Genomic DNA, 22,862 nt, shown 5'->3' with positions numbered 1-22,862 from the left:
GGTGTCAGTGTGCGCCTGCGTGCTTACTGTGCCTGTGTGCTTACTTCGACCACATTGCGATATTGACGGCGAGCAGCACTACGGTCACCAATACGTAGAAGACCAGGGCAGGCAGAAGCGCCCAACGGTACTTGGGTGCCAGTTCGCCTTCCAGGTTGCCGAAGCGCAGAGAGCGGAAGAGGAAGAAGCTCAGGATTGCGCCGGGCAGGTTACCGATAATGACCAGCAGTACGGTCAGGTACAGGGCGTAGGCTCGTTCGGTGCGTTCGTTCTCTGCACCTGCGAGTTTGAGGGTGCCACCCAGCAGCAGGCTAAGGCAGGCGTTTAGGAACGCCACGGTGAAGAAGGGAATCTTCAGGGCTGCTTGGAAGTCCATCTGGGAGTTCGCTGCGCCCAGGGCAATCCACAGCAGCAGCAACGCGGGGATGATCATGAGGTACCAGAACAGGTACTTACGCATCTTCTCGGTGTTTTCGATGAGCGCGAAAATTGCGGTCACAGGGTGTCTCTTTCAGATGGTCTCAGGCGGATTCGGTCGGATTCAGAAGGATTGAGTGAAGGAGCAGGTGGGCACAGTCACGCCTTGTTAGGCGTCGATTTCGCCCCCGTTGTTGAGGGCGTCATCCACCTGGTCCTGCAGGGTTTCACGGCGCTCGTGTTCAACGTGCTCAATGTAGCGGCGCACGATGTAGTCCAGCAGCACCGACAGCGCCACGAAGGAGTAGTAGGGCTTGCGCTGGGTGCTGATGTGGGTGGGGGTGGTCTGGTAGTGCAGGGAGTACTCGGCGTGCGAGGACATGTAGTTCACACCAATGGCGGTCACCGCAATCATGGGGATGCGGCGTAGCGCCAGCATCTTAATGTGTTCGCGCATATTCTCGGTCTGACCGGAGAAGGACACAATGATGACCACATCATCCTGGGTCATATTGTTCATGGCGCTTTCGAACTCATTACGTGCCGGAATGACGTGGCAGAACTTACCGCAAACCTGCATGGACTTGGCAAATTCCTGCACGGCGTTGCGCTGAGCGTAGCCGGTACCGAAGCAGTACACAGTGCGAGCCTCATGGATCCGCTTGAGCAGTCCGCTCAGCTCCATGTGCTCGAGGTAGTCGTAGGTGCGCTGAATGTCTTCGCGGCCGCTCTCGATGAACCGCGGGTTGAAGGGTTCGCTGCGGTTCAGAGAGGACTTAATGAAGTACTTCAACTCAGCAAATCCGGAGAAGTTCAGCTTCTTCGTCAGGCGGATAATTGAGCTGGTCGAAGTATAAGTTTTATGTGCCAGAGAGTTGATCGTTGACTCTGCAACGAACTCTTCGTTTTCTAGCATGAATGCCAAAATTTCCCGTTCAGTTTCACTGAATCGGTGCTGGTTCGCATTCACGACATCTTGTAAATCCACTCAAAGCTCCTGAATCCGATGGTGAGCAATATATAAATAGTACACGCTCTAAGGTCATCAGCCAGGGTGGGTGAGGGTGGTCTTCCCTCACGTTGAGGGGCGCGTTATGCAGATTTGAGCCGGGAATACGTCTGGACACGAGCCCGGGTACAGCTTCGCCGGCGGCATCGGTGTTATCCGATACCGCCGGCGAAGTCTATACCTTATGAGGCGTCATACCGTCAGACGGTTGAAGGCTGAATCCTCTTAGGAGAGGGTCTTAGCTTCGTTCACCATGGTCTCGAAACGCTCGCGAACCTGGGGAACGTCCATGCCGACGATAACCTGGAATGCCTTGCCCTTGCGAACCAGACCCAGAGCACCTGCGCTCTTGAAGTCTGCATCCGAGGGGCTGACGAGGGACTCATCAGCAACGGAGACACGCAGGCGGGTTGCGCAGTTGTTCACGGTGGTGATGTTCTCTGCGCCACCGAGCAGCTCGAGGAAGCCTGCTGCGCGGGGTGCGTAGAGGTCGCCATCAGCGGACTCAGCAGCTGCGCCGCCGTCCTTCTCAGCAGCCTTAGCAGCCTTGTACTCTGCCTTGCTGTAGAGCTTGGTCTCGCCGCCGTCTTCTTCACGACCGGGGGTCTTGAAGTCGAACTTCAGAATCATGAAGCGGAAGATCACGAAGTACAGGACGGTGAAGCACAGGCCCACACCAATCTGCATGAGGTAGGTGCCGGAGTGGTTTGCCCACAGCGGGATCCAGTTCTGGAACAGGAAGTCCAGCAGACCGCCACCCATGTAACCAACCAGACCCAGCTGGTACATGATTGCTGCCATGGATGCTGCCAGGATTGCGTGGACCAGGAACAGCGGGGGTGCCAGGAACAGGAAGGTGAACTCGAGGGGCTCGGTGATACCGATCAGGATCGCGGTGAGGCTGACGGGGATCAGCAGAGCGAGAACTTCCTTGCGCTTCTCGGGGCGAGCAGTGGTGTAGAACGCCGCTGCGATACCGATGGGTGCGAAGACCTTGGAGTTACCGTGCAGTGCGAAGCCGCCACCGGGGAACAGTTCCTTCAGGGGCTTGTCGCTCTTAGCGAACTCGGTCAGGTGGCTCGGCCAGTCCTTAGCGATACCGTTCGGGGTAACAACGTTACCGAAGACGAACGGGGAGTAGATGAAGTGGTGCAGACCGGTCGGAATCAGGAAGCGCTCGAGGAAGGTGTAAACCCACACGCCGAGTGCGCCGGATGCGATGAAGAAGCCCTGCAGGGAGGAGATGCCGTGCTGAGCGTAGGGCCACAGCCAGGAGAACAGGAATGCCACGGGCATCATCAGGAAGAAGCAGACGCCGTAGACGTACTGGGAACCCTGGAAGATACCGAGGAAGTCGGGCAGCTTCTTGTCGAACCAGCGGTTGTGTGCCCACACCACGATTGCGGAGATGATGATGGCACCGAAGATACCGGTGTCCATGGTCTTGATACCGGCAATCATCTTCAGACCGGTACCTGCCGCGCTCTCAGAGATGTCGGTGGTGTAGTCCAGGTCGAAGAAACCGGTGCCGCCCTTGCCCCATACCTTGAGCATGGTGCCGACGAAGTAGTTGAAGGTCAGGTAGACCATTGCAGCTTCCATCACTGCACGTGCGTTAGCGGTCTTTGCCAGCGCAATGGGCAGACCGATCACGAAGAGCAGTTCCATCTGGTTGAAGACGGTCCATGCGCCGGACTCCCAAACAGACCAGAAGTGGTTCCACGCGCTTTCCTTGTCAGCAGCGAGGGGGATCAGGTCGCCGTTCTGTGCAATGATCGCAATACCGACCGCGAGGCCAGCGAATGCGAAGAGAAGAACGGGTGCCAGCATGGCAGAGCCGAACCTCTGTACTTTTTCCATCATGAGGCTATACGCCCTTTCGGGTTGTCGAGTGAGCGGACGCAGGGGTTGGCGCTCATTGCCAGCCTGCTGTTCATGCATTCGAACGCCGTATCTTTATACCCCCAAATGGAAGTGTATGAGAGCGGCGCCACATAACCTGCGTGCGCTAAATGCCGAATGTGTTTTAGACAAAAACAATAATGCCAGGTCATACCTGCCCACACATACCAAAAATAGAAGTTTTGAAAGAGTTTTTCAGAACCTGAAACATCTCCCGGCACTGGTTAAAAATACTGACCGCAGATGAGACTTTTCCTCTATTACCCAGCCCACAGAATCGATAGCATAAACAGTGCACCCGTAGGTTGAGAGCCCACACAACGCTCCCAACCGTCAACAACGGAGTGCATCCCTCACACTTCTTTCTCACGCACTACCCCGGACTTAGTTTTATGCGCTTCCTCACCCTCAACACCCACAGCTGGTGCGAAATCCACCAGATTTCGAAAATCCGTACCCTCGCAAAGTTCATCATTGAACAGCAGGTGGATGTCATTGCACTGCAGGAAGTCAACCAGCTCACCTCCACCCCCGTGGTGAAGGAACCCCTGAACTACCGCGGCGGCGCAGGCGTGCCGGTCCGCGAAGATAACTACGCCCTGCTCCTCGTCCAGGCGCTCAACGAAATGGGTGCAACCTACGAGTGGACCCTCACCGAAGCCCACATCGGCTGGGACCTCTACGACGAATGCGTAGCAATCCTCTCGCGCCTGCCGATTCGCGGCATCAAGCCCATCGAGATGTCCCCCGACTACGGCTACCACCAGGTACAGCGCCGCGCAGCGCAGGCAGCCCTCATCGAAACTGAGACGGGTACCTTCTGGTGCGCCACCACCCACATGTCCTGGTGGGACTTCGACGGCGAGCCCCTCTTCGCGCAGGAATACACCCACCTCTCGCAGGCACTCGCAGAATGCGCCCTCACCGCACCCGTGCTGCTCGGCGGCGATTTCAACTCCGCCGCACATCTGAGCGATGAGGGCTACGCATTGGTCACCTCCAGCGGTATGGTGGATACCCGCTCGCTGGCGGAGCACACCGACGGCGAGAACACCGTACACCGTGAAATCGCCGGCTGGGAAGGTAACACGGACGCCAAGCGCATCGACTTCGTGTTCACCGACCGCCTCGTCGACGTGGCCTCCCACGAGGTGGTCTTCCGAGATAACTCCCCCGAGGCGATTTCCGATCACAGCGGCCTGCTCCTCGAGCTCGACCCCTCCAGCTGGGCGCCGCAGAGCCTCCTTACGCCCCTCACCAACCAGCGCTAAGGGCACCAGACTTATAGCCGCCGAATACGACGGCACCTATCGCACCAACACCCATTACGACCCCAAGAGAAGGAACAATCATGACGACCCAAACCCAGTGGTGGCAGGAACCGGTGGTCTACCAGATCTACCCCCGCTCCTTCAACGACTCCAATGGCGACGGCATCGGCGATCTGCCCGGCATTACCGAGAAGATTCCGTACCTCGCCAAGCTGGGTATTCAGGTGCTGTGGCTCTCGCCCATCTACGCTTCCCCGAACGATGACAACGGCTACGACATTTCCGATTACCGCGCCATCATGACCGAGTTCGGCACCATGGAAGACTTCGATGAGCTGCTCGAAACCGCGCACAAGCACGGCATCAAGCTCATGATGGACCTGGTCGTCAACCACACCTCTGACGAGCACGAATGGTTCAAGCAGGCACGCTCCTCCAAGGACAACCCCTACCGCGACTACTACATCTGGCGCGACCCCAAGGGCTTCGACGAGGACGGCAAGCCGATTCCGCCGAACAACTGGATTTCCTGCTTCAGCCCCTCCGTGTGGGAATGGGACGAGGCGACCGGCCAGTTCTACCTGCACTACTTCTCCATCAAGCAGCCCGACCTGAACTGGGAGAACCCGAAGGTCCGCGAAGAGGTCTACGACATCATGCGCTTCTGGCTGGACAAAGGCGTGGACGGATTCCGTATGGACGTCATCAACCTGATCTCCAAGGACCTCTCCTTCCCCGATGACCCGGCAGTCCTCGCTGGCGGCCTCGACAACTGCCTGGCTGTCGCTGCTAACGGCCCGCGCGTGCACGAATTCCTGCAGGAAATGAACCGCGAGGTCTTGAGTAAGTACCCGGTCATGACCGTGGGTGAAACCCCCTGCGTGACTGTGGACGACGCCGCGCTCTACACCGGTTTCGACCGCAACGAACTGCAGATGGTGTTCCAGTTCGAGCACATGGATGTGGACGCCTCCGAAGGTGGCGTGACCGGCAAGTGGTCCGACCGCCACTTCAACCTGGTTGACCTCAAGAAGATCCTCACCCACTGGCAGGAGGGCCTGCACGGCCGCGGCTGGAACTCCCTGTACTGGAACAACCACGACCAGCCGCGCACCGTCTCCCGCTTCGGTAACGACTCCCCCGAGTACCGCACCGTCAGCGCCAAGATGCTGGGCACCGTACTGCACCTGATGCAGGGCACCCCCTACATCTACCAGGGTGAAGAGCTGGGCATGACCAACGTCTTCTTCGACGATGTGAAGGACTACAACGACCTGGAGATTCACGACTCCTGGCGCAAGTACGTTGAAGAGTCGGGTCGCGTCTCCGCTGAGGACATGCTGCGCTACATCAGCGCCTCCGGTCGCGACAACGCACGCACCCCCATGCAGTGGACCGCCGGCGAGAACGCAGGCTTCACCTCCGGCACCCCGTGGCTGAAGCTGAACCCGCGCTACACCGAAATCAACGCGGAGGCTGAGCTCGCTGACCAGGATTCCGTGTTCTACCACTACCGCGACCTGATTAGCCTGCGCCGCGAGCACCCGATCGTCCTGACCGGCGAGTACCGCCTACTGGATGAAGAAGACGAACAGGTCTACGCCTACCTGCGCGTGAACTCCGACGAGGACGCCGCAGCAACCGGCGAGCGCGCTCTGCTGGTCGTCGCTAACTTCAGCGATGACACCGTTCAGCTGAACTACGCGGGCGGCAACCTGGACTCGGTGGTGCTGACCAACTCGCAGGCTCTCTCCCCGACTGAGCTGAAGGCCATCGAGAACAGCCCGAAGCTGATCAGCTCGAACTACCGCGATGAGAACCGTGAATTCACCGACGAGGGCACCTTGCTGCGCCCCTACGAGGCGAAGGTGTACCTCTTCGGTAACGCGTAAGTAAGCACACCCCAAAATGTAATGCGCGAGGGGGATCCGGTACAGACATTCCGGGCCCCCTCGCCCTATACTTCAATCACAGACACAATTTGTTCCTCTTTTCGGCTGGATAGCCAGTACAGAAAGGCAATTATGAGCAACTCCGAGGCATACGAGGTTCCCTCCTACGAAGGCCGCCAGTGGTGGAAGGAAGCCGTGGTGTACCAGGTGTACCCCCGCTCCTTCAACGACGCGAACGGCGACGGTATCGGCGACCTGAAGGGCATCACCGAGAAGCTGCCCTACCTGGCTAAGCTGGGCATCAACGTCATCTGGCTCTCCCCCGTGTTCGACTCGCCGAACGTGGACAACGGCTACGACATCTCTGACTACTTCGCCATCATGAGTGACTTCGGCACCATGGAAGACTTCGACGAGATGCTCGAAACCGCCCACAAGCACGGCATCAAGATCCTGATGGACCTGGTCGCAAACCACACCTCCGATGAGCACCCCTGGTTCAAGGAGTCCCGCTCTTCCAAGGACAACCCCTACCGCGACTACTACATTTGGAAGGACCCGAAGGGCTTCGACGAGGACGGTAACCCGATTCCTCCGAACAACTGGGCGTCCGAGTTCGGCGGCCCGGCGTGGGAGTGGGACGAGGCGACCGGCCAGTTCTACCTGCACATCTTCTTCAAGGAACAGCCCGACCTGAACTGGGAGAACGAGAAGGTTCGCGAGGACCTGTACTCCATGGTCCGCTGGTGGCTGGACAAGGGCGTTGACGGCTTCCGCCTGGACGCTATCAACATCATCTCCAAGCCCGAGGGCTTCCCGGATGACCCCTCCACCGACTTTGAGAAGCACACTTCCTCGATTCCGTTCGTCATCTCGAACGGCACCATGGTGCACCCGTGGATGAAGGAGCTCACCCGCGAGACCTTCAGCCGCTACGACGTGATGACCGTGGGCGAGACCAGCGCAACCAGCCCCCAGGACGCTAAGCTGTGGGCCGGCTACCACACCGGTGAGCTGAACATGATCTTCCACTTCGATCACATGGGCGTGGATAACGACCCGAACGGCAAGCTGGGCGGCAAGTGGTCCTACGCGCCGTACAAGCTGACCGAGCTCAAGCGCATCCTGAACGAGTGGCAGACCACCCTGGAAGGTAACGCCTGGGGTTCGCTGTACTGGAACAACCACGACCAGCCGCGCGTTGTCTCCCGTTTCGGTAACGATTCGGATGAGTTCCGCACCCTGTCCGCTAAGCAGCTGGCGACCACCCTGCACTTCATGCAGGGCACCCCGTACATTTACCAGGGTGAAGAGCTGGGCATGACCAACGTGAAGTTCGATTCGATTGAGGATTACCGCGATGGTGACTCGATTCGCTTCTACGAGGACATGCACGTTGACCACAAGCGTCTGAGCCACGAAGAGGCGATGCAGGCGATCTACATTAAGGGCCGCGACAACGCTCGTACCCCGGTTCAGTGGGATGCCTCCGCTAACGCTGGTTTCAGCCCCGAGGGCGTGACCCCGTGGATTGCGGTGAACCCGAACTACCCGGCAATTAACGCTGAGGCTGTTCTGGCTGATGAGGATTCGGTCTTCTACCACTACCAGCAGCTGGTGGCTCTGCGCCGCGGCAAGCTGAAGGACCTGATGGTTTACGCGTCCTTCGCTCCGGTGGATTCGGTTCAGGTTCCGCACAACGAGGACGAGGCTGTGTACGCGTACACCCGTACCGGTGGTGCGGACGGCAGCCCCGCAAACGAGTCTTTGCTGGTTGTTTCGAACTTCACCGCTGAGGAGCAGGAGCGCGACTTCGCTGTGCTGAATGAGGCTCGTGAGGCTGGTGCTCGTGTTGAGCTGGTGAGCTCGAACTACAAGGACGATGCGGGTTCGACCCTGCGCCCCTACGAGGCGAAGGTGTACCACATCGTTCGCTAAGCGTTGTAGCTCGTTGAGTGCTACGGCGTGCCGATAAGGTGATAGACAGCAGAAGGAGGGTGAGGCTTATGCCCCCGCCCTCCTTTTGTGTTGCCCTCTGCGTTCTCCCCTGTGTTGTCCCGGGTTGTTGTCCCGGCGTGCTTTCTTGGCTCTGCTTAGCTAGATTCTCGGCTTAGCTGGAGGCTCTGCTTAGCCGGAGAGAACCAGCTGCAGGATCGGCACGGCGAGCGCTATCATTCCCAGACTGACGACTGCTCCGGAGGCGATAATGGGTGCGGCTGTTCCTTCGTGCCGGTAGTGGGTTTCCAGAATGACGATATTAGCGGCTGGCGGTAGCACTCCGAGGATAAAAAGTACCTGCGGGTGTGCCAGTAGCTGCTCAAGGTGCACCCCGGTGTGCGTGTGCATCCAGTGTGCGGCGGTTAGTACGCCGACGCTGTAGACGCTCACGAGCACGACACGGAGTACGGCCCACCGGAAGGCTTGTGTTAGGTCGGTTCGGTGCAGGCGAGCGGTGCTCAGCCACATGCCGAGCACCATGAGCCCTACGAAGCTGAAGACCCAGGTGATGAGCCGGTAGATACCGGCGGCGTGGGTGTTGAGGAACGGTCCGACTGGCAGGCATATCAGCCCGGTTGCTACGGCGATAATGGGGCGGTTCGTGAGCAGGGACCGCAGTACTGCACCGACGGCAGCTTTGCGTGTGACAGCTTTTCGGGTGGGCTTGGCTCGGCTAGTCGTGAGTCCGTCTGTATTGGTTTCTCTGCGCATGAGTGAGGTGCCGAGGATATTACCCATGACGGAGTTGCCGATGTACGCGCCGACGTAGAGGCGTACGGCTTCCTCGCCCCAGAAGCTGGCGACTACGGGGATTCCGAAGATTCCGGCGTTGAGGTAGACGAGGGCGAGCCGTTGTACCGGGTCGTTCGTGAAGAAGGCGGCGCAGCGTACGAGAAGCGCCATGAGCACCATGGTGGAGGCTGCCATGAAGAAGAGTTCGGGACGACTGGTGGCGACGATGTAGACGATGACGGTGGGGATAATCCAGCGGGTCAGCAGGGCGGAGGCGCTTTCTTTCAGGCGGTTGCTCCAGCGCTCGGGTAGCAACGTTGCGAGTCCGAAGCCTACCCCTAAGTAGAGGAGTGGGAGGATCATTCCCATGCTCGTTCCTTTCGCTGTTGCTGTGTCTGCGCCGTTGTTTTACGGCTAAGGTCCCTGTCTAATAACCCTACCCTGAACCTTCAGGTTGAGGTTTATTGATTTTTTGTTGTATTTTTCGAAATTTTCGCGTCATATTGCATCTTATTCGCTGATGCTCTCGTTTTTTATACGGTTCGCTTCTAATCTTGAAATATAGAGAGAATATATTTTCCGCCACATTCTTTCGTTCTATCACCGTCACTCATTTCTTACGAGATGAGGAACTAGGCTGTTTCTTCTCCCGTAAGACTAAATATGCAGGAGCCCGCAATGCAGCAACCGTATCATTCTTCCCCTCCCGATGCTGGAGGCGTCCCCCAGCAATCTGTGAAGCGTCCTGCGCAGGCTTCTAGCCAGCATGCTGATGCGCATATTCCGCGGCGCTCTTCTGCTCTGTTTACTGCCCCTGCTACAGCTTCTGTAGCCACTGTACCCGCCTCTGAGAACCCTGAGCAGACCTTTAGGGTGCCTCACCCGGTGTTGAGTGTTATCTCGTGGCTGATTGCGGCTGCGAGCGCTGTGTGGCTTGTCATTCTGGGCGTCTCATTGGTGTTGAATGTCGCTTCGGGAGTGAGTCACGATTCTGAGTTTATGATGCTGACCTACGGCGTGTATATGGCGTGCGCGTTTGGGTTCTGCTGTTTTGGTACGTTTTTTGCGCTGCATTTTGGGTTGGGGTCGAGCGCTCATTGGCGTGATTCGATTCGCCATCCACATCATCCGCACTAAAAAGGTTTATTTCTCGGCATAGTTTTTTAGGGCATTTATTTGGAGTGCATTTTTATTTAGACTCGCAGTTTAAATAAATAGACGATTTTTTATAAATCCTAAAACGCTTTCCCTTTTTCTACACGACTTTGCTCAAGAAGCCGCCCGGCGCATCCACATTCGGATGCGCCGGGCGGCTCCTTCACAGGCCTTGCCTTCGCTATATTGCAGGTTCGAAGGGGTTCAGGAGTCGAACATGCAGACGCTCAAAATCTTTAACATTGCGCGTTACAAGGGTAAGACCGTGCGTCAGCGCGGTCGCAGCAATCCAGGCATCGTTCTCCGGTGCTTTATCCGGCACATGAAGCCCAGCGCAACAATCAGCTACAGCCCCGTCAATAACAAGAGTTCGTTTCTGAAATTTCTCTCGAACTGCCGAGCACCATTCACGCAGGTATGCTCCTTGTGCTGGATCTTTACGTTCCATGGCGAGTACTCCACGCTCCAGCTCCATCAGGGTCACGACGCTAATATAGAGTGGCTTTTCTGAATAACGGCGAAACCATGACTCAAAAACAGGGTCAGCCTTACCGCGTGAGAGCTTCCACAACTCAGAAATGATATTGGTATCAAGCAGGTACATCGTTGTCCCCTAGAACTCCACAATGGGGCGCTGATGTGCGGAACGTTCTGCCGTGGGGAATTCTTCGGGCAGGTCCATACCTTCAGCAGGTTGAGGGTAGTTGGCGAAGAAGTCATACAGGGAAGAGCTCTCATTCTGACTACGCGAATACTCTTCATAGGTCATAAGGACATAGGTGGGTTCACCACGCTTAGTGATAATTACGGGTGATTGCTGAGCCTGCTTCTGGGCTTTGGCGAGGTTCTGATTGAACTCGCGGCTAGTCATAACGGTCATGATTTCCCCTTCTACGCACAACACAAAAACATAAAGAATGTTACTACGTAGCTACATTATATTTTCCTTTCAGTACTACGACAACCCCTCCATCTTCAGACCCGCTATATATCGTTAGGAAGATACGAAGAAGCCGCCCGGCGCATCCACATTCGGATGCACCGGGCGGCTTCTTCACAGGCTCCCCGCTACAAAGCTAGGTAGCCCACAGCGGGATTACTCCCACTCAATGGTTCCCGGGGGCTTGGAGGTAACGTCCAGCACCACTCGGTTAACGTCCTTGACCTCGTTGGTAATACGGTTCGAGATCTTAGCCAGCAGGTCGTACGGCAGGCGCGACCAGTCAGCGGTCATTGCGTCTTCCGAAGAGACCGGGCGCAGCACAATCGGGTGGCCGTAAGTACGGCCGTCGCCCTGAACGCCCACGGAACGAACGCCAGCCAGCAGAACCACGGGGCACTGCCAGATGTGCTCGTCCTGACCTGCTGCGGTCAGCTCTTCACGCACGATAGCGTCAGCGGCACGCAGGGTCTCCAGGTTCTCGCGGGTAACCTCGCCGACAATGCGGATGCCCAGGCCGGGGCCGGGGAACGGCTGACGTGCCACGATCTTCTCGGGAACGCCGAGCTCACGACCGATAGCGCGGACCTCGTCCTTGAACAGGGTGCGCAGCGGCTCAACCAGTTCGAAGGTCAGGTCGTCGGGAAGGCCGCCCACGTTGTGGTGGCTCTTAATGTTTGCGGTGCCGTCGCCGCCGCCGGACTCGACAACGTCCGGGTACAGGGTGCCCTGGACCAGGAACTTGATGTCTGCGCCCTCTTCGCCTGCCTCAGCAATCAGCTTGCGCTGTGCCTCTTCGAAGGAGCGGATGAACTCGCGGCCGATAGCCTTACGCTTCGCCTCGGGCTCGGTGATACCCTCGAGTGCGGAGAGGAAACGCTCCGACTCGTCGATGGTGATGACCTTGATACCCATGGATGCTGCGTAGTCCTGCTCGACCTGTTCACGCTCGCCCTCACGGAGCAGACCGTGGTCGATGAAGAAGCAGGTGAGCTGGTCGCCAACAGCCTTGTGCACGAGTGCTGCTGCCACGGAGGAGTCAACGCCGCCGGAGAGCGCGCAGATGACGCGGTCGTTACCGACCTGCTCGCGGATCTTAGCGACCTGCTCTTCGATGATGTTGTTGGTGGACCAGGTGGGCTTCAGGCCTGCCACATTGTAGAGGAAGTTCTCCAGGGCGACCTGGCCGTAGTCGGAGTGCTTCACCTCGGGGTGCCACTGCACACCGCCGAGCTTGCGGGACTCGTCCACGAATGCTGCCACGGATGCGCCGGGGGTCTTTGCCAGCACCTCGAAGCCTTCGGGGGCTTCGGTCACGGAGTCACCGTGAGACATCCACACGTTCTGGGTGGTGGGGGTGCCGGTGAGGAAGGAGGAGTTCTCAGCGCAGACCACAGCGTCGGTTGCGCCGTATTCGCGCAGACCGGTCTGGGCGACGGTGCCGCCGAGGGTCTGGGCCATCACCTGGAAGCCGTAGCAGATACCGAAGATCGGCACGCCAGCTTCGAACAGGGTCTTGTCGCCCTTGGGTGCGCCATCGGCGTAGACCGAGGAGGGGCCACCGGAGAGCACGATGGCTGCCGGGTTCTTGGCGAGCATCTTCTCGGTGCTCATGGAGTGGGGGACGATTTCGGAGTAGATGCCGGCTTCACGCACGCGACGAGCGATGAGCTGCGCGTACTGTGCACCGTAATCTACCACCAGGACGGGACGCTCTTCGAGCTGGTCCAGGTTCACAGAGTTGGTCACGAAAATTACCTCAACGTGTTGGTACTAATCCGCGCACTTGCGCGGGGATACATCTATTTTACGCTATCGCTGTACGCCGCCGACGGTACGTAGCCGCTCCCCCATCCCGGGGTGCTGCTACATGCCCTAACGGGGGTAGAGCATGCGTATAGAAAGCACCGCCCGGCGACCGGCAGACCAAAACCTGCCAACCGCCAAGCGGTGATTCATGAAGCTACATTAGCCGCGGTACGCGGGAACCACGGTCAGGTCCGCCTTCTGGAACTTCTTCAGGTCCAGGTAACCGCAGTTAGCCATTGCGCGCTTGAGCGCACCGACAATATTGCTGGTGCCGTTCACGTGGTGCGAAGGGCCGTACAGGACCTCCTCCAGGGAGCCAACAACACCCAGCGGGGTGCGCACGCCGCGCGGGAAGTCCAGCGAGTGCGCCTCGTTGCCCCAGTACCAGCCCTGGCCGGGAGCCTCGGACGCGCGAGCCAGCGGAGCACCCAGCATGACAGCGTCAGCGCCCAGTGCGAGCGCCTTCACCATGTCGCCGGAGCGGCCCAAGGAGCCGTCAGCAATCACGTGCACGTAGCGGCCGCCGGACTCATCCAGGTAGTCCGAACGTGCCGCAGCCACGTCGGCGATAGCGGTTGCCATCGGTGCGGAGATGCCCAGGCCCTGGCGGGTAGTCTGTGCAGAACCGCCGCCGAAGCCCACCAGCACGCCGGCTGCGCCGGTACGCATCAGGTGCTTAGCCTGCGAGTAGCCAGCCACGCCACCAACGATGACCGGAACATCGAGCTCGTAGATGAACTTCTTCAGGTTCAGCGGCTCGTGCGAGGTCGAAATGTGCTCAGCAGAGACGGACGCGCCGCGGATGACAAACAGCTCAACGCCAGCCTTCACCACGGTCTCGTAGTGCTCCTGGGTATTCTGCGGGCTCAGCGAACCGGCAACAACCACACCGGAGTCACGAATCTCTTCCAGGCGTGCAGTGATCAGTTCCGGCTTAATCGGCTCGGAGTAAATCTGCTGCATGCGGGTGGTTGCGGAGGCGGGGTCCGCCTCGGGCAGCTCAACAATCTCGTCGAGCAGCGGCTGCGGGTCCTCGTAGCGGGTCCACAGGCCCTCGAGGTTCAGCACGCCCAGGCCACCCAGTTTACCCAGCGCAATGGCGGTCGCCGGAGACATGACCGAGTCCATGGGCGCGCCAATGATGGGGGTGTCGAACTTGAACGCGTCAATCTGCCAGGAGGTGTCAACGTCGCGACGGTCGCGGGTACGGCGGGTGGGAATCAGCGCCACATCGTCCAGGGAGTAGGTGGGGCGGGCGTTCTTGGAGAGGCCAATCTGAATTTCAGACATGGGGTGAATCCTTTCGAATTCGGTTTGAGGGGTGCCGCTGGGCGTTATTCGCGCCGATGCCCGCCCAATACCTGAACGGGTATGGGGCGGGCTCAACGGCGCACGGTGTGCACACCATGCGGCGAATCATCGTTGGTGAGGCGTTTTAGCCGCGGTAGTTCGGTGCCTCAACGGTCATCATGATGTCGTGCGGGTGCGATTCCTTCAGACCTGCGGGGGTGATGCGCACGAACTGACCCTTGTACTTGAGCTCCTCGATGGTGCGGGAACCGACGTAGAACATGGTCTGGCGCAGGCCACCTTCGAGCTGGTGAATCACTGCGGAGAGCGGGCCGCGGAAGGGAACCTGACCCTCAATGCCCTCGGGGATCAGCTTCTCTTCGCTGGAGACGTCAGCCTGGAAGTAGCGGTCCTTGGAGAAGGACTTGTGGCGGCCGCGGGTCTGCATCGCGCCGAGCGAACCCATGCCGCGGTATGCCTTGTACTGCTTACCGTTCATGAAAATCAACTCACCGGGGGACTCGGTGGTACCAGCCAGCAGGGAGCCGAGCATCACGGAGTCAGCGCCGGCAACCAGTGCCTTGCCGATCTCGCCGGAGTGCTGCATACCGCCGTCAGCAATCAGCGGCACGCCTGCCGGGATTGCCGCCTTAGCGGACTCGTTGATAGCGGTCACCTGGGGAACGCCAACACCGGCGATAATGCGGGTGGTGCAGATGGAGCCGGGGCCAACGCCGACCTTCACGCCGTCAGCGCCGGCGTCGATGATTGCCTGTGCGCCCAGGCGGGTTGCAGCCTGGCCGCCGATGACGTCCACGTGTGCTGCGGCGGGGTCCTTCTTCAGGCGGGCGATCATGTCGAGCACGCCCTGGGAGTGGCCGTTTGCGGTGTCCACGAACAGTGCGTCGACGCCTGCCTCGACCAGGGTCATTGCGCGCTCGTAGCCGTCGCCGAAGAAGCCGATAGCGGCGCCGGCACGCAGGCGGCCGTCCTCATCCTTGGTGGCGTTGGGGTACTGCTCAGTCTTGACGAAGTCCTTGAGGGTAATCAGACCGGCGAGCTTGCCTGCGTCATCAACCAGGGGCAGACGCTCAATCTTGTTGTGGGACAGCAGCGCGAATGCTTCGTCCTTGGTGACGCTGGGGTGCGCGGTGACCAGCGGCATAGGGGTCATGATGTCGCGGACGCGAATGCCCTCGTAATCGGAACGGGAGATGTAGCGGATATCGCGGTTGGTGATGATACCTTCCAGCACGCCCTCTTCGCTGACGACGGGCAGACCGGAGACCTTGTAGTAGCCGCAGACCTCGTCGTATTCGGCGATGGTTGCGTCAGCACCGATGGTGACGGGGTTAATGATCATGCCGGACTCGGAGCGCTTCACGCGGTCCACGTGTGCCGCCTGGTCCTCGATCGAGAGGTTGCGGTGGATAACGCCCATACCGCCCAGACGTGCCATAGCGATTGCCATAGCGGAGTCGGTCACGGTGTCCATTGCGGCGGAAATGATGGGGGTGTTCAGGGTGATGCGCTTGGACAGGCGGGTGGAGGTGTCCGCATCGGAGGGGATGACGTCGGTGTTGCCGGGCAGCAGCAGCACGTCATCGTAGGTCAGGCCGGTGAAGCCGAAGGGATCCTCGGACAGAGCGGTGGGAATGGTCATTGTCTACCTTTCGGATGCTGGCTTCATCGGTGAGAAGCTCAGCCTATACGTTGCATATGTCAAGATGCGGTACGAACCGTCTGCCCGCACCCCACAAGGTGGTTTGAGCGCAAACGGGAGCAGCTTACCTTCTATAGTAAACCGCTAAAGGTTTCTTTGCTGAGAAGCACTCAGAGTAAGCATTCCTCAGCGGGAGGCTGTCGACAGGTTCTAACGCCCCCGCGACCGCGAGCGCATCCGAGCCTACCGACAGCGAGTGCCCGGTACCGCCTCCACGATGGAGGGGCGGCACCGGGCACACACGCTATTTAGGCTTCTTCAGTTTCTTCGGGCTTCTCAACCACCAGGGTCTCGGTGGTCAGCACCAGAGCCGCGATGGAGGATGCGTTCTGCAGAGCCGAACGGGTCACCTTCACCGGGTCAATCACGCCGGCTTCAATGAGGTCCACGTACTCGCCGGTCTTGGCGTTGAAGCCGTGGCCCACGGGCAGCTCGGAGACCTTGGAGACGACGACGTAGCCGTCTTCGCCAGCGTTCTCAGCGATCCAGCGCAGCGGCTGAACCAGGGCACGGCGAACAATCTGTACACCCACGTTTGCGTCGTGGTTGCCCAGGTCCATGCCGTCCAGTGCCTTCAGCGCGTGAACCAGTGCGGAACCGCCACCGGAGACGATGCCTTCTTCCAGTGCTGCACGGGTGGAGGACACAGCATCCTCGATGCGGTGCTTGCGTTCCTTCGCCTCAACCTCGGTTGCGGCACCGACCTTGATGACGCCCACGCCGCCGGCGAGCTTAGCCAGGCGCTCCTTGAGCTTCTCGCGGTCCCATTCGGAATCCACGCGCTCAATTTCGCGGCGCAGCTGCTGCACGCGGTCCTCGATTGCCTCGGGGTCGCCGCCGCCGTCAACGATGGTGGTGTGGGACTTGGTGACGGTCACGCGGCGTGCCGAGCCCAGGTGCTCCAGGGTGACCTGCGGCAGGTCGATGCCGAGCTCACCGGTCACGACGGTGCCGCCGGTCAGGATTGCCAGATCCTGCATGATTGCCTTGCGGCGGTCACCGAAACCGGGAGCCTTCAGGGCGACCACGTTGATGGTGCCGCGCAGCTTGTTCACGACGAGTGCGGAAAGCGCCTCACCGTCAACGTCTTCTGCGATGATGGTCAGCGGCTTCTTCGCCTGAACGATCTTCTCGAGCACGGGCATGATTTCTGCGATGGTGGAAATCTTGCCCTGGTAGAGCAGCACGAGGCTGTTCTCCAGCACTGCTTCGCCACGCTCAGCGTCGGTGACGAAGGAGGGCGAGAGGTAGCCCTTGTCGAACTGCATACCTTCGGTGATGTCCAGTTCGATTTCGGTGGAGGAGCCGTCTTCGATGGTGATGACGCCGTCCTGGCCGACCTTCTCGAAGGCGCGAGCCAGCAGCTCACCAATCTGCTCGGACTGCGCGGAGATAGCGGCAACGTGCGCCACTTCGGGGCCCTGCACGGGGCGTGCGTTCTCGAGCAGGCGTGCGGAGACAGCCTCCACAGCAGCCTCAATGCCGCGCTTGACGTCGGCGGGTGCCGCGCCGCTGGTGACGTTGCGCAGGCCCTCGTTGACCAGTGCCTGTGCGAGCACGGTTGCGGTGGTGGTACCGTCACCGGCTACGTCGTTGGTCTTGGTGGCGACTTCCTTCGCCAGCTGGGCGCCCAGGTTCTCGTACGGGTCGTCCAGTTCAATTTCGCGGGCAATGGACACGCCGTCGTTGGTGATGACGGGTGCACCCCACTGCTTGTCGAGCACAACGTTGCGCCCGCGCGGGCCGAGGGTTACCTTGACCGCGTTTGCCAGCTTATCGACACCGGCCTGCAGGGACTTGCGGGCGGCATCGTTGAATTCAAGCTGCTTAGCCATGTGTTCGCTACTCCTAGTGCGTCACAGAAAAGAAATTTTGAGGGGCAGATGATAGCTCATGCGCCGTACCGGATGAGCGGTACGGCGCATGAGCATCTGAAAGTATTAATCGACGATTGCCAGAACGTCGCGTGCGGAGAGAATCAGGTACTCTTCGCCCTGGTACTTAACCTCGGTGCCACCGTAGCGGGAGAACACGACAACGTCGCCTTCCTTGATGTCTACGGGAATGCGGTTGCCCTTCTCATCCACGCGGCCCGGGCCAACGGCGACAACGCGTGCTTCCTGCGGCTTTTCCTTCGCAGTTTCGGGGATAACCAGACCGGATGCGGTGGTCTGCTCAGCCTGCTCAATCTTGATAACGACGCGGTCTTCCAGGGGCTTGATAGCCATAATCGGTTCCTCCGGGTTGTGGATTTACGTTTGATGCGAGACAGCGGCGCAGTGGCGCGCCCGATGACTGTCTCGAGTGCTACCTCAACTCTAGTTTCACCTGTGCTTTCGGTCAAGAAAAGCGCCCCTCTGCCGGGGTGTTTCACCGCAAGGCGAACGCTGAGCAAAAAGCCGAGCAGATCGGGCTCCCCACCTCCCAAAATCGGCACCCCGTAAAATGAGGAGCATGCCTATTCCCGCATCCCCTTTTACTCCCGCCGCTAAGCTTCCGTTCAGCGCCGAAGCGCTCGCGGCAGCCGATGAGCTCTACCCGCTGGACTCGGATACGCTCAGCGCCGTTACTTCTTTGCGTTCGCGAGGTTTCAGCCCCGAGGAGTCTGCACAGATTATTTCGCTGGCGCAGGCTCGTACCCGTGCGCGCGCCAAGTTCGGCGAGCGCGCCCGCACCCTCATGCTCACTCAGGAAGCGGCGGAGCAGGCGACCCGCCCGGTGATTGCGCATTATCGTGCGCAGCGTCTGCGCCCGGTTGCCGGCACGGTGGCTGATTTGGGTTGCGGTATCGCCTCGGATTCTGCCGTGTATGCGGCCGATCGCGGTGCCGTGGTTGCGGTGGAGTTGGATCCGCTGACGGCTTCTTTTGCGGCGAAGAACCTTGAGTTTTGCCCGCAGGCGCGCGTGTATTCGGGGGATGTGACCGATTACGTGCACGGTGAACTTCTGGACGCTGCCGGTGAGCCGGTGGGCATTGTGTGGATGGACCCGGCACGCCGCGAGTTGCGGGGTACGAAGAAGGCTCAGACGGAGCGCCTTTTTGATCCGGAGGCGTTCTCTCCCCCGTTCTCGTTCGTTCTAAATCTGGCTCGTACGGGCGTGCCGATGGGCGTGAAGTTGGGTCCCGGTTTTCCACATGAGGGCATCCCCTCGCCCGAAGATATTGCCTCGGAGGCGAACCCTAACCCGCGCGTTGAGGCGGAGTGGATTCAGTCTGAGGGTTCCCTCGCCGAGTTGGTGCTCTGGTTTAACGCGCTGGCTCAGGAGGGGGTGGCTCGCACGGCAACCTCTGTGCGTGAGCTACCTGCCGAAAAAGCCGACCCCAACGAAGGCCCCGCCGAAACCAGTGCCCTGCTGCCGCCGTACGAGTCGGTCAGCTTCCGTAGCCCCTTGAGGGCGGAAGAGGCGGAGCAGAGCGTTGACGTTCCGGTGTCCCTGCCGCAGCCCGGTGATTACCTGCTGGAGCCTGCCCCGGCGATTGTGCGCTCGCATCTGGTCGCTGAGTTTGCGCAGAGTATTGGCGCGTCTCTATTGGATGAGCACCTGGCGTACCTGTGTTCTGCTGAGCCGGTGGAGCATCCGCTGGTTGCTTGCTACGAGGTGCTGGAGGAGATTCCCCTGCAGGAAAAGCAGCTGAAGCGCTGGGTGCGTGAGCAGGGCTTTACGGCGCTGACGATTAAGAAGCGTGGCGTGGATATTGTTCCGGAGCAGTTGCGTGCGCGCCTACTGGGTTCTGCGGGTTCTAAGCCGTCCAAGAAGAAACAGAAAAAGAACGCTAATTCTTCTTCTAGCACGCAGGAGGGTGCACAGGAACCTTCGTACCGTCCGGCAACGTTGGTCTTTACCCGCATCGGCTCGGGTAGGGATTCACGCCGCGTCGGCTGGCATGTGCGCCCGCTCTAGCCTCGCCAGCCCTATCTACCCAACCCCGGCCACTCAACCCCGACTGCCCAGCCCCGGGCTACCCAGACCCGAGGACGGGTTACCGTTCATGACGATTCGTGACGTTTCCCGTTCCGGATTCTGCACTCAACAGGACCTGCATCTTCCTCAGACCGTACACTAGATACAGTGCCTACTAGAGGTGCTTCTGTACTGGCCGGGCAGGCCATCAGCTGAGCTGGCGCCTACTCGGGGTAGAGCCCACCGATAATAACTTCCACAGTCGGCACCATGCACGACCCTATTTCCAGACGCAGGAAAGGCCATATGATCGACTTTGCTTCCTCCCCGCAGTCCACTCTCGGCGTGGAATGGGAGATTGCACTTATCGACCGTGAAAGCGGCGAACTGACCCAGCGTGCCAGCGAGGTGCTGGCCATCCTGCGCGAGCGCCGCCCCGAACTGCTCGAGCCCGCCTCCGACCGGGCGCACGTGACCGGCGAATTCCTGGAGAACACCATCGAGGTGGTAACCGGCATCTGCCATACCGTCGCTGAGGCGTGCCGTCAGCTGCAGGAGCTCACCGACATCATCCGTGAAATCACCGATGAGCTCGGCATTGAGTTCTACCCCGCCGGCACCCACCCATTCTCCCATTGGGCTGACCAGCCGGTCGTGGCGAAGGAACGCTACCAGCGTGTGGTCGAGCGCGCCCAGTATTGGGGCCGCCGCATGGTCATTTACGGCGTGCACGTGCACGTGGGTATTGACTCCCGCGATAAGGTTCTGCCGCTCATTGACGCGCTGACCAACTACGGTCCGCACCTGCTGGCGCTTTCGTGCTCTTCCCCCTACTGGGATGGAATCGATACCGGTTACGCTTCGCACCGCACCCAGCTTTATCAGCAGCTCCCGACGAACGGTCTGCCTTTCCACTTTGATACCTGGGAGCAGTACAGCGACTACCTGGCGTCGCTCGTGGCGACCGACGTGATTAACGACCCGAGCGAGGACCGTTGGGATGTTCGCCCGGTTCCGCGTTACGGCACCATTGAGATGCGCTATTGCGATGGCCTCGCCTCCCTGCCGGATGTTGCGGCGCTCGTGGCGTTCACGCAGTGCCTGGTGGAGTACTTCTCCCGCCGTATTGAGGCGGGTGAAAGCATCGAGGTGCTCGCCCCCTGGCACGCGCAGGAGAATAAGTGGCGCGTTGCTCGCTATGGCCTGGAGGCTAAGATTGTGGTCTCTAACGAGCCGGTGCAGCGCACCCTGCGTGAAGATTTTGAGCTGCTTCTGCCCAAGCTGGAGCCGGTGGCACGCGACCTTGACTGCGAGGTAGAGCTGGCGCAGGTGCGCCGCATCCTTACCGAGGGTACGGGTGCGGATCGTCAGCGTGCGGTCTTTGAGAAGACCGGCTCTCTGCGTGAGGTGGCGCTAGATGTTGCCGCGCAGTCCCGTGCACGAGCGCTGCGTTAGAATTCCCCCGCAGCTCAAGTTTGAATACAGAAAATGCCTCGGCGCAGTCCTTTAGGAGAATCCTCTTGGGAGACTGTGCCGAGGCATTTCTGTAGGTATTCTTCGAGGCGAGCCGCATCAACGCGCTCGCATTACCCTTTAGAAGCAGACAGTGGTCACCGGCAGCGAGGAGTCCGTCGTGAAGTCCACGCCCGAGGGCTCACGACCGGCGGCGACCAGGCGGGCACCCAGTGCCGCAACCATCGCGCCGTTATCGGTGCACAGGGTGAACTTCGGGATAATCAGGCGCACCCCCTCGGAGGCGCATCGGGCGGCAAGCAGCTCACGCAGGCGCGAGTTAGCCGCCACGCCACCGCCGAGCAGCAGGGTCTTCATGCCCTGCTCGCGGCAGGCAAGCATCGCCTTCTTGGTGATGACGTCCACAACCGCCTCCTGGAAGGACGCGGCAATATCGGCAACCGGGACCTCCTCACCGGCTGCTTCAAAGCTTTCAATCACGCGCGCCACGGCAGTCTTCAGGCCCGAGAAGGAGAAATCGTAGCGGTGCGCGCCGGGCTCCTCGGCGGTGCCCATGAACTTACGGTTCGACAGGCCGCGCGGGAACACGAAGGCGTTGCGGTTACCCTCGGCGGCGGCGCGGTCAATCGCGGGGCCGCCCGGGTAGTCCAGGCCGAGCAGTCGAGCAACCTTATCGTAGGCCTCGCCTGCGGCATCATCGAGGGTCGCGCCGAGCAGACGCACATCGGAGGTAATGTCGCGCACCTGCAGGATTTCGGTATGACCGCCAGAAACCAGCAGCGCGCCCAGGCCACCGGAACCGGCATTCGCCAGCAGGTCGGAGCCGTCCTCGGTGCCGTTATCCTCAAGCAGACCAACGCCAACGTGGGCGACCAGGTGGTTAATGCCGTAGAGGGGCTTGCCGGTGGCAATAGCGAGCGCCTTCGCCGCGGAGACACCGACCATGAGCGCGCCCGCCAGGCCGGGGCCCGCGGTGACGGCGATAGCGTCCACCTCATCGAGGGTGATGTCCGCTTCGGCGAGTGCCGCCTTGAGGGCGGGAATCATGGCGTCCAGGTGAGCGCGGGAGGCGATTTCGGGGATCACGCCGCCAAAGCGCACGTGCTCTTCCATGGAGGAGGAGATGGTGTTGCTGAGCAGCTGTGCACCGCGCACAATGCCGATACCGGTCTCATCGCAGGAGGATTCGATGCCCAGAACGAGGGGTTCGCGAGTGCTCATAGTTCGTCTTTCTGTTGCGCTGTCTGCGCGTAGTGCTTCTAGTTGCAGTGATGTAGGGATGCTGTGGCGTAGGGATACTGCGATGTAGAGGGCGGCGGAAGCTTACCCCTACTGCGGGGGATTGCCG

General features: G+C 60.0%; 17 protein-coding genes. 5 read left to right on the top strand and 12 right to left on the bottom strand.

The features are described from left to right. Positions 1–40: 40 nt before the first annotated feature. The 3 genes from ACP3RB_RS01715 to ACP3RB_RS01705 all read right to left on the bottom strand — a co-directional run bounded on the left by ACP3RB_RS01715 (position 41) and on the right by ACP3RB_RS01705 (position 3,289). Entirely contained in the window at positions 41–499 is a 459-nt protein-coding gene (locus tag ACP3RB_RS01715; RefSeq protein ID WP_294644498.1) for a cell shape determination protein CcmA, read from the bottom strand. A gap of 87 nt (positions 500–586) precedes the next feature. Next, positions 587–1,333: a MurR/RpiR family transcriptional regulator gene (locus tag ACP3RB_RS01710; protein WP_426699244.1), complete on the bottom strand. Its 747-nt coding sequence runs from the start codon at positions 1,331–1,333 to the stop codon at positions 587–589. Positions 1,334–1,651: 318 nt separating this feature from the next. Next, positions 1,652–3,289 carry an alpha-glucoside-specific PTS transporter subunit IIBC gene (locus ACP3RB_RS01705; protein WP_424826931.1) on the bottom strand — a complete coding sequence of 546 codons (1,638 nt, stop codon included), beginning with the start codon at positions 3,287–3,289 and terminating at the stop codon, positions 1,652–1,654. A 431-nt stretch (positions 3,290–3,720) separates the two neighbouring features. On the opposite strand from ACP3RB_RS01705, the gene ACP3RB_RS01700 reads away from it, so the two are divergent. The 3 genes from ACP3RB_RS01700 to ACP3RB_RS01690 all read left to right on the top strand — a co-directional run bounded on the left by ACP3RB_RS01700 (position 3,721) and on the right by ACP3RB_RS01690 (position 8,429). Next, on the top strand, positions 3,721–4,599 hold the full coding sequence (locus ACP3RB_RS01700) for an endonuclease/exonuclease/phosphatase family protein (protein WP_426699243.1): 879 nt from the start codon (positions 3,721–3,723) through the stop codon (positions 4,597–4,599). Between the two features lie 80 nt (positions 4,600–4,679). After that, positions 4,680–6,491 (top strand): alpha-glucosidase, encoded by a 1,812-nt coding sequence (locus ACP3RB_RS01695; protein WP_426699242.1) that lies wholly within the window; start codon positions 4,680–4,682, stop codon positions 6,489–6,491. A gap of 132 nt (positions 6,492–6,623) precedes the next feature. Beyond that, the gene (locus ACP3RB_RS01690) at positions 6,624–8,429 is read left to right on the top strand and encodes a glycoside hydrolase family 13 protein (protein WP_426699241.1); all 1,806 of its coding nucleotides are present in this window, start codon (positions 6,624–6,626) and stop codon (positions 8,427–8,429) included. Positions 8,430–8,618: 189 nt separating this feature from the next. Here ACP3RB_RS01690 and ACP3RB_RS01685 read toward each other — a convergent pair whose 3' ends face one another. The 8 genes from ACP3RB_RS01685 to groES all read right to left on the bottom strand — a co-directional run bounded on the left by ACP3RB_RS01685 (position 8,619) and on the right by groES (position 18,366). Beyond that, on the bottom strand, positions 8,619–9,584 hold the full coding sequence (locus ACP3RB_RS01685; RefSeq protein WP_426699240.1) for an AEC family transporter: 966 nt from the start codon (positions 9,582–9,584) through the stop codon (positions 8,619–8,621). A gap of 973 nt (positions 9,585–10,557) precedes the next feature. Continuing rightward, the gene (locus ACP3RB_RS01680; protein WP_426699239.1) at positions 10,558–10,980 is read right to left on the bottom strand and encodes a type II toxin-antitoxin system VapC family toxin; all 423 of its coding nucleotides are present in this window, start codon (positions 10,978–10,980) and stop codon (positions 10,558–10,560) included. Positions 10,981–10,989: 9 nt separating this feature from the next. Then, complete coding sequence (locus tag ACP3RB_RS01675; protein ID WP_070593719.1) at positions 10,990–11,256, bottom strand: type II toxin-antitoxin system Phd/YefM family antitoxin; 267 nt, start codon at positions 11,254–11,256, stop codon at positions 10,990–10,992. Positions 11,257–11,472: 216 nt separating this feature from the next. After that, the gene (gene guaA, locus ACP3RB_RS01670; protein WP_426699238.1) at positions 11,473–13,065 is read right to left on the bottom strand and encodes a glutamine-hydrolyzing GMP synthase; all 1,593 of its coding nucleotides are present in this window, start codon (positions 13,063–13,065) and stop codon (positions 11,473–11,475) included. A gap of 219 nt (positions 13,066–13,284) precedes the next feature. Then, positions 13,285–14,415, bottom strand: a complete 1,131-nt coding sequence (locus ACP3RB_RS01665) for a GuaB3 family IMP dehydrogenase-related protein (RefSeq protein ID WP_049356381.1) — start codon at positions 14,413–14,415, stop codon at positions 13,285–13,287. Between the two features lie 145 nt (positions 14,416–14,560). After that, positions 14,561–16,078: an IMP dehydrogenase gene (gene guaB, locus ACP3RB_RS01660; protein WP_060824453.1), complete on the bottom strand. Its 1,518-nt coding sequence runs from the start codon at positions 16,076–16,078 to the stop codon at positions 14,561–14,563. Positions 16,079–16,386: 308 nt separating this feature from the next. Continuing rightward, the gene (groL, locus tag ACP3RB_RS01655) at positions 16,387–17,973 is read right to left on the bottom strand and encodes a chaperonin GroEL (protein WP_294630489.1); all 1,587 of its coding nucleotides are present in this window, start codon (positions 17,971–17,973) and stop codon (positions 16,387–16,389) included. A gap of 105 nt (positions 17,974–18,078) precedes the next feature. Continuing rightward, a complete protein-coding gene (groES, locus tag ACP3RB_RS01650; protein WP_005505066.1) occupies positions 18,079–18,366 on the bottom strand; it encodes a co-chaperone GroES in 288 nt (95 codons plus the stop codon). A 226-nt stretch (positions 18,367–18,592) separates the two neighbouring features. Between groES and ACP3RB_RS01645 the strand changes: the two genes are divergently transcribed. Both ACP3RB_RS01645 and ACP3RB_RS01640 read left to right on the top strand, forming a co-directional pair. Further along, positions 18,593–20,041, top strand: coding sequence for a THUMP-like domain-containing protein (locus ACP3RB_RS01645; RefSeq protein ID WP_426699237.1), 1,449 nt, complete (start codon positions 18,593–18,595; stop codon positions 20,039–20,041). A 306-nt stretch (positions 20,042–20,347) separates the two neighbouring features. Continuing rightward, complete coding sequence (locus ACP3RB_RS01640; protein ID WP_426699236.1) at positions 20,348–21,496, top strand: glutamate--cysteine ligase; 1,149 nt, start codon at positions 20,348–20,350, stop codon at positions 21,494–21,496. A gap of 138 nt (positions 21,497–21,634) precedes the next feature. Here ACP3RB_RS01640 and tsaD read toward each other — a convergent pair whose 3' ends face one another. Further along, positions 21,635–22,735: a tRNA (adenosine(37)-N6)-threonylcarbamoyltransferase complex transferase subunit TsaD gene (gene tsaD / locus ACP3RB_RS01635; RefSeq protein ID WP_303980281.1), complete on the bottom strand. Its 1,101-nt coding sequence runs from the start codon at positions 22,733–22,735 to the stop codon at positions 21,635–21,637. Positions 22,736–22,862 lie beyond the last annotated feature (127 nt).

It is taken from the genome of Rothia mucilaginosa, from assembly GCF_049990865.1.
Lineage (GTDB): Bacteria > Actinomycetota > Actinomycetes > Actinomycetales > Micrococcaceae > Rothia > Rothia mucilaginosa_I.
This window is presented reverse-complemented; position numbering and strand designations above follow the sequence as displayed.

Excerpts from the sequence above, each read along its gene's own strand:
- ACP3RB_RS01705 (WP_424826931.1), bottom strand. The coding sequence starts at position 3,289 with ATGATGGAAAAAGTACAGAGGTTCGGCTCTGCCATGCTGGCACCCGTT.
- ACP3RB_RS01690 (WP_426699241.1), top strand. The coding sequence starts at position 6,624 with ATGAGCAACTCCGAGGCATACGAGGTTCCCTCCTACGAAGGCCGCCAG.
- ACP3RB_RS01695 (WP_426699242.1), top strand. The coding sequence starts at position 4,680 with ATGACGACCCAAACCCAGTGGTGGCAGGAACCGGTGGTCTACCAGATC.
- ACP3RB_RS01645 (WP_426699237.1), top strand. The coding sequence starts at position 18,593 with ATGCCTATTCCCGCATCCCCTTTTACTCCCGCCGCTAAGCTTCCGTTC.
- groL (WP_294630489.1), bottom strand. The coding sequence starts at position 17,973 with ATGGCTAAGCAGCTTGAATTCAACGATGCCGCCCGCAAGTCCCTGCAG.
- ACP3RB_RS01685 (WP_426699240.1), bottom strand. The coding sequence starts at position 9,584 with ATGATCCTCCCACTCCTCTACTTAGGGGTAGGCTTCGGACTCGCAACG.
- ACP3RB_RS01675 (WP_070593719.1), bottom strand. The coding sequence starts at position 11,256 with ATGACCGTTATGACTAGCCGCGAGTTCAATCAGAACCTCGCCAAAGCC.
- guaB (WP_060824453.1), bottom strand. The coding sequence starts at position 16,078 with ATGACCATTCCCACCGCTCTGTCCGAGGATCCCTTCGGCTTCACCGGC.
- tsaD (WP_303980281.1), bottom strand. The coding sequence starts at position 22,735 with ATGAGCACTCGCGAACCCCTCGTTCTGGGCATCGAATCCTCCTGCGAT.
- ACP3RB_RS01700 (WP_426699243.1), top strand. The coding sequence starts at position 3,721 with ATGCGCTTCCTCACCCTCAACACCCACAGCTGGTGCGAAATCCACCAG.
- ACP3RB_RS01665 (WP_049356381.1), bottom strand. The coding sequence starts at position 14,415 with ATGTCTGAAATTCAGATTGGCCTCTCCAAGAACGCCCGCCCCACCTAC.
- ACP3RB_RS01680 (WP_426699239.1), bottom strand. The coding sequence starts at position 10,980 with ATGTACCTGCTTGATACCAATATCATTTCTGAGTTGTGGAAGCTCTCA.
- ACP3RB_RS01640 (WP_426699236.1), top strand. The coding sequence starts at position 20,348 with ATGATCGACTTTGCTTCCTCCCCGCAGTCCACTCTCGGCGTGGAATGG.
- groES (WP_005505066.1), bottom strand. The coding sequence starts at position 18,366 with ATGGCTATCAAGCCCCTGGAAGACCGCGTCGTTATCAAGATTGAGCAG.
- ACP3RB_RS01710 (WP_426699244.1), bottom strand. The coding sequence starts at position 1,333 with ATGCTAGAAAACGAAGAGTTCGTTGCAGAGTCAACGATCAACTCTCTG.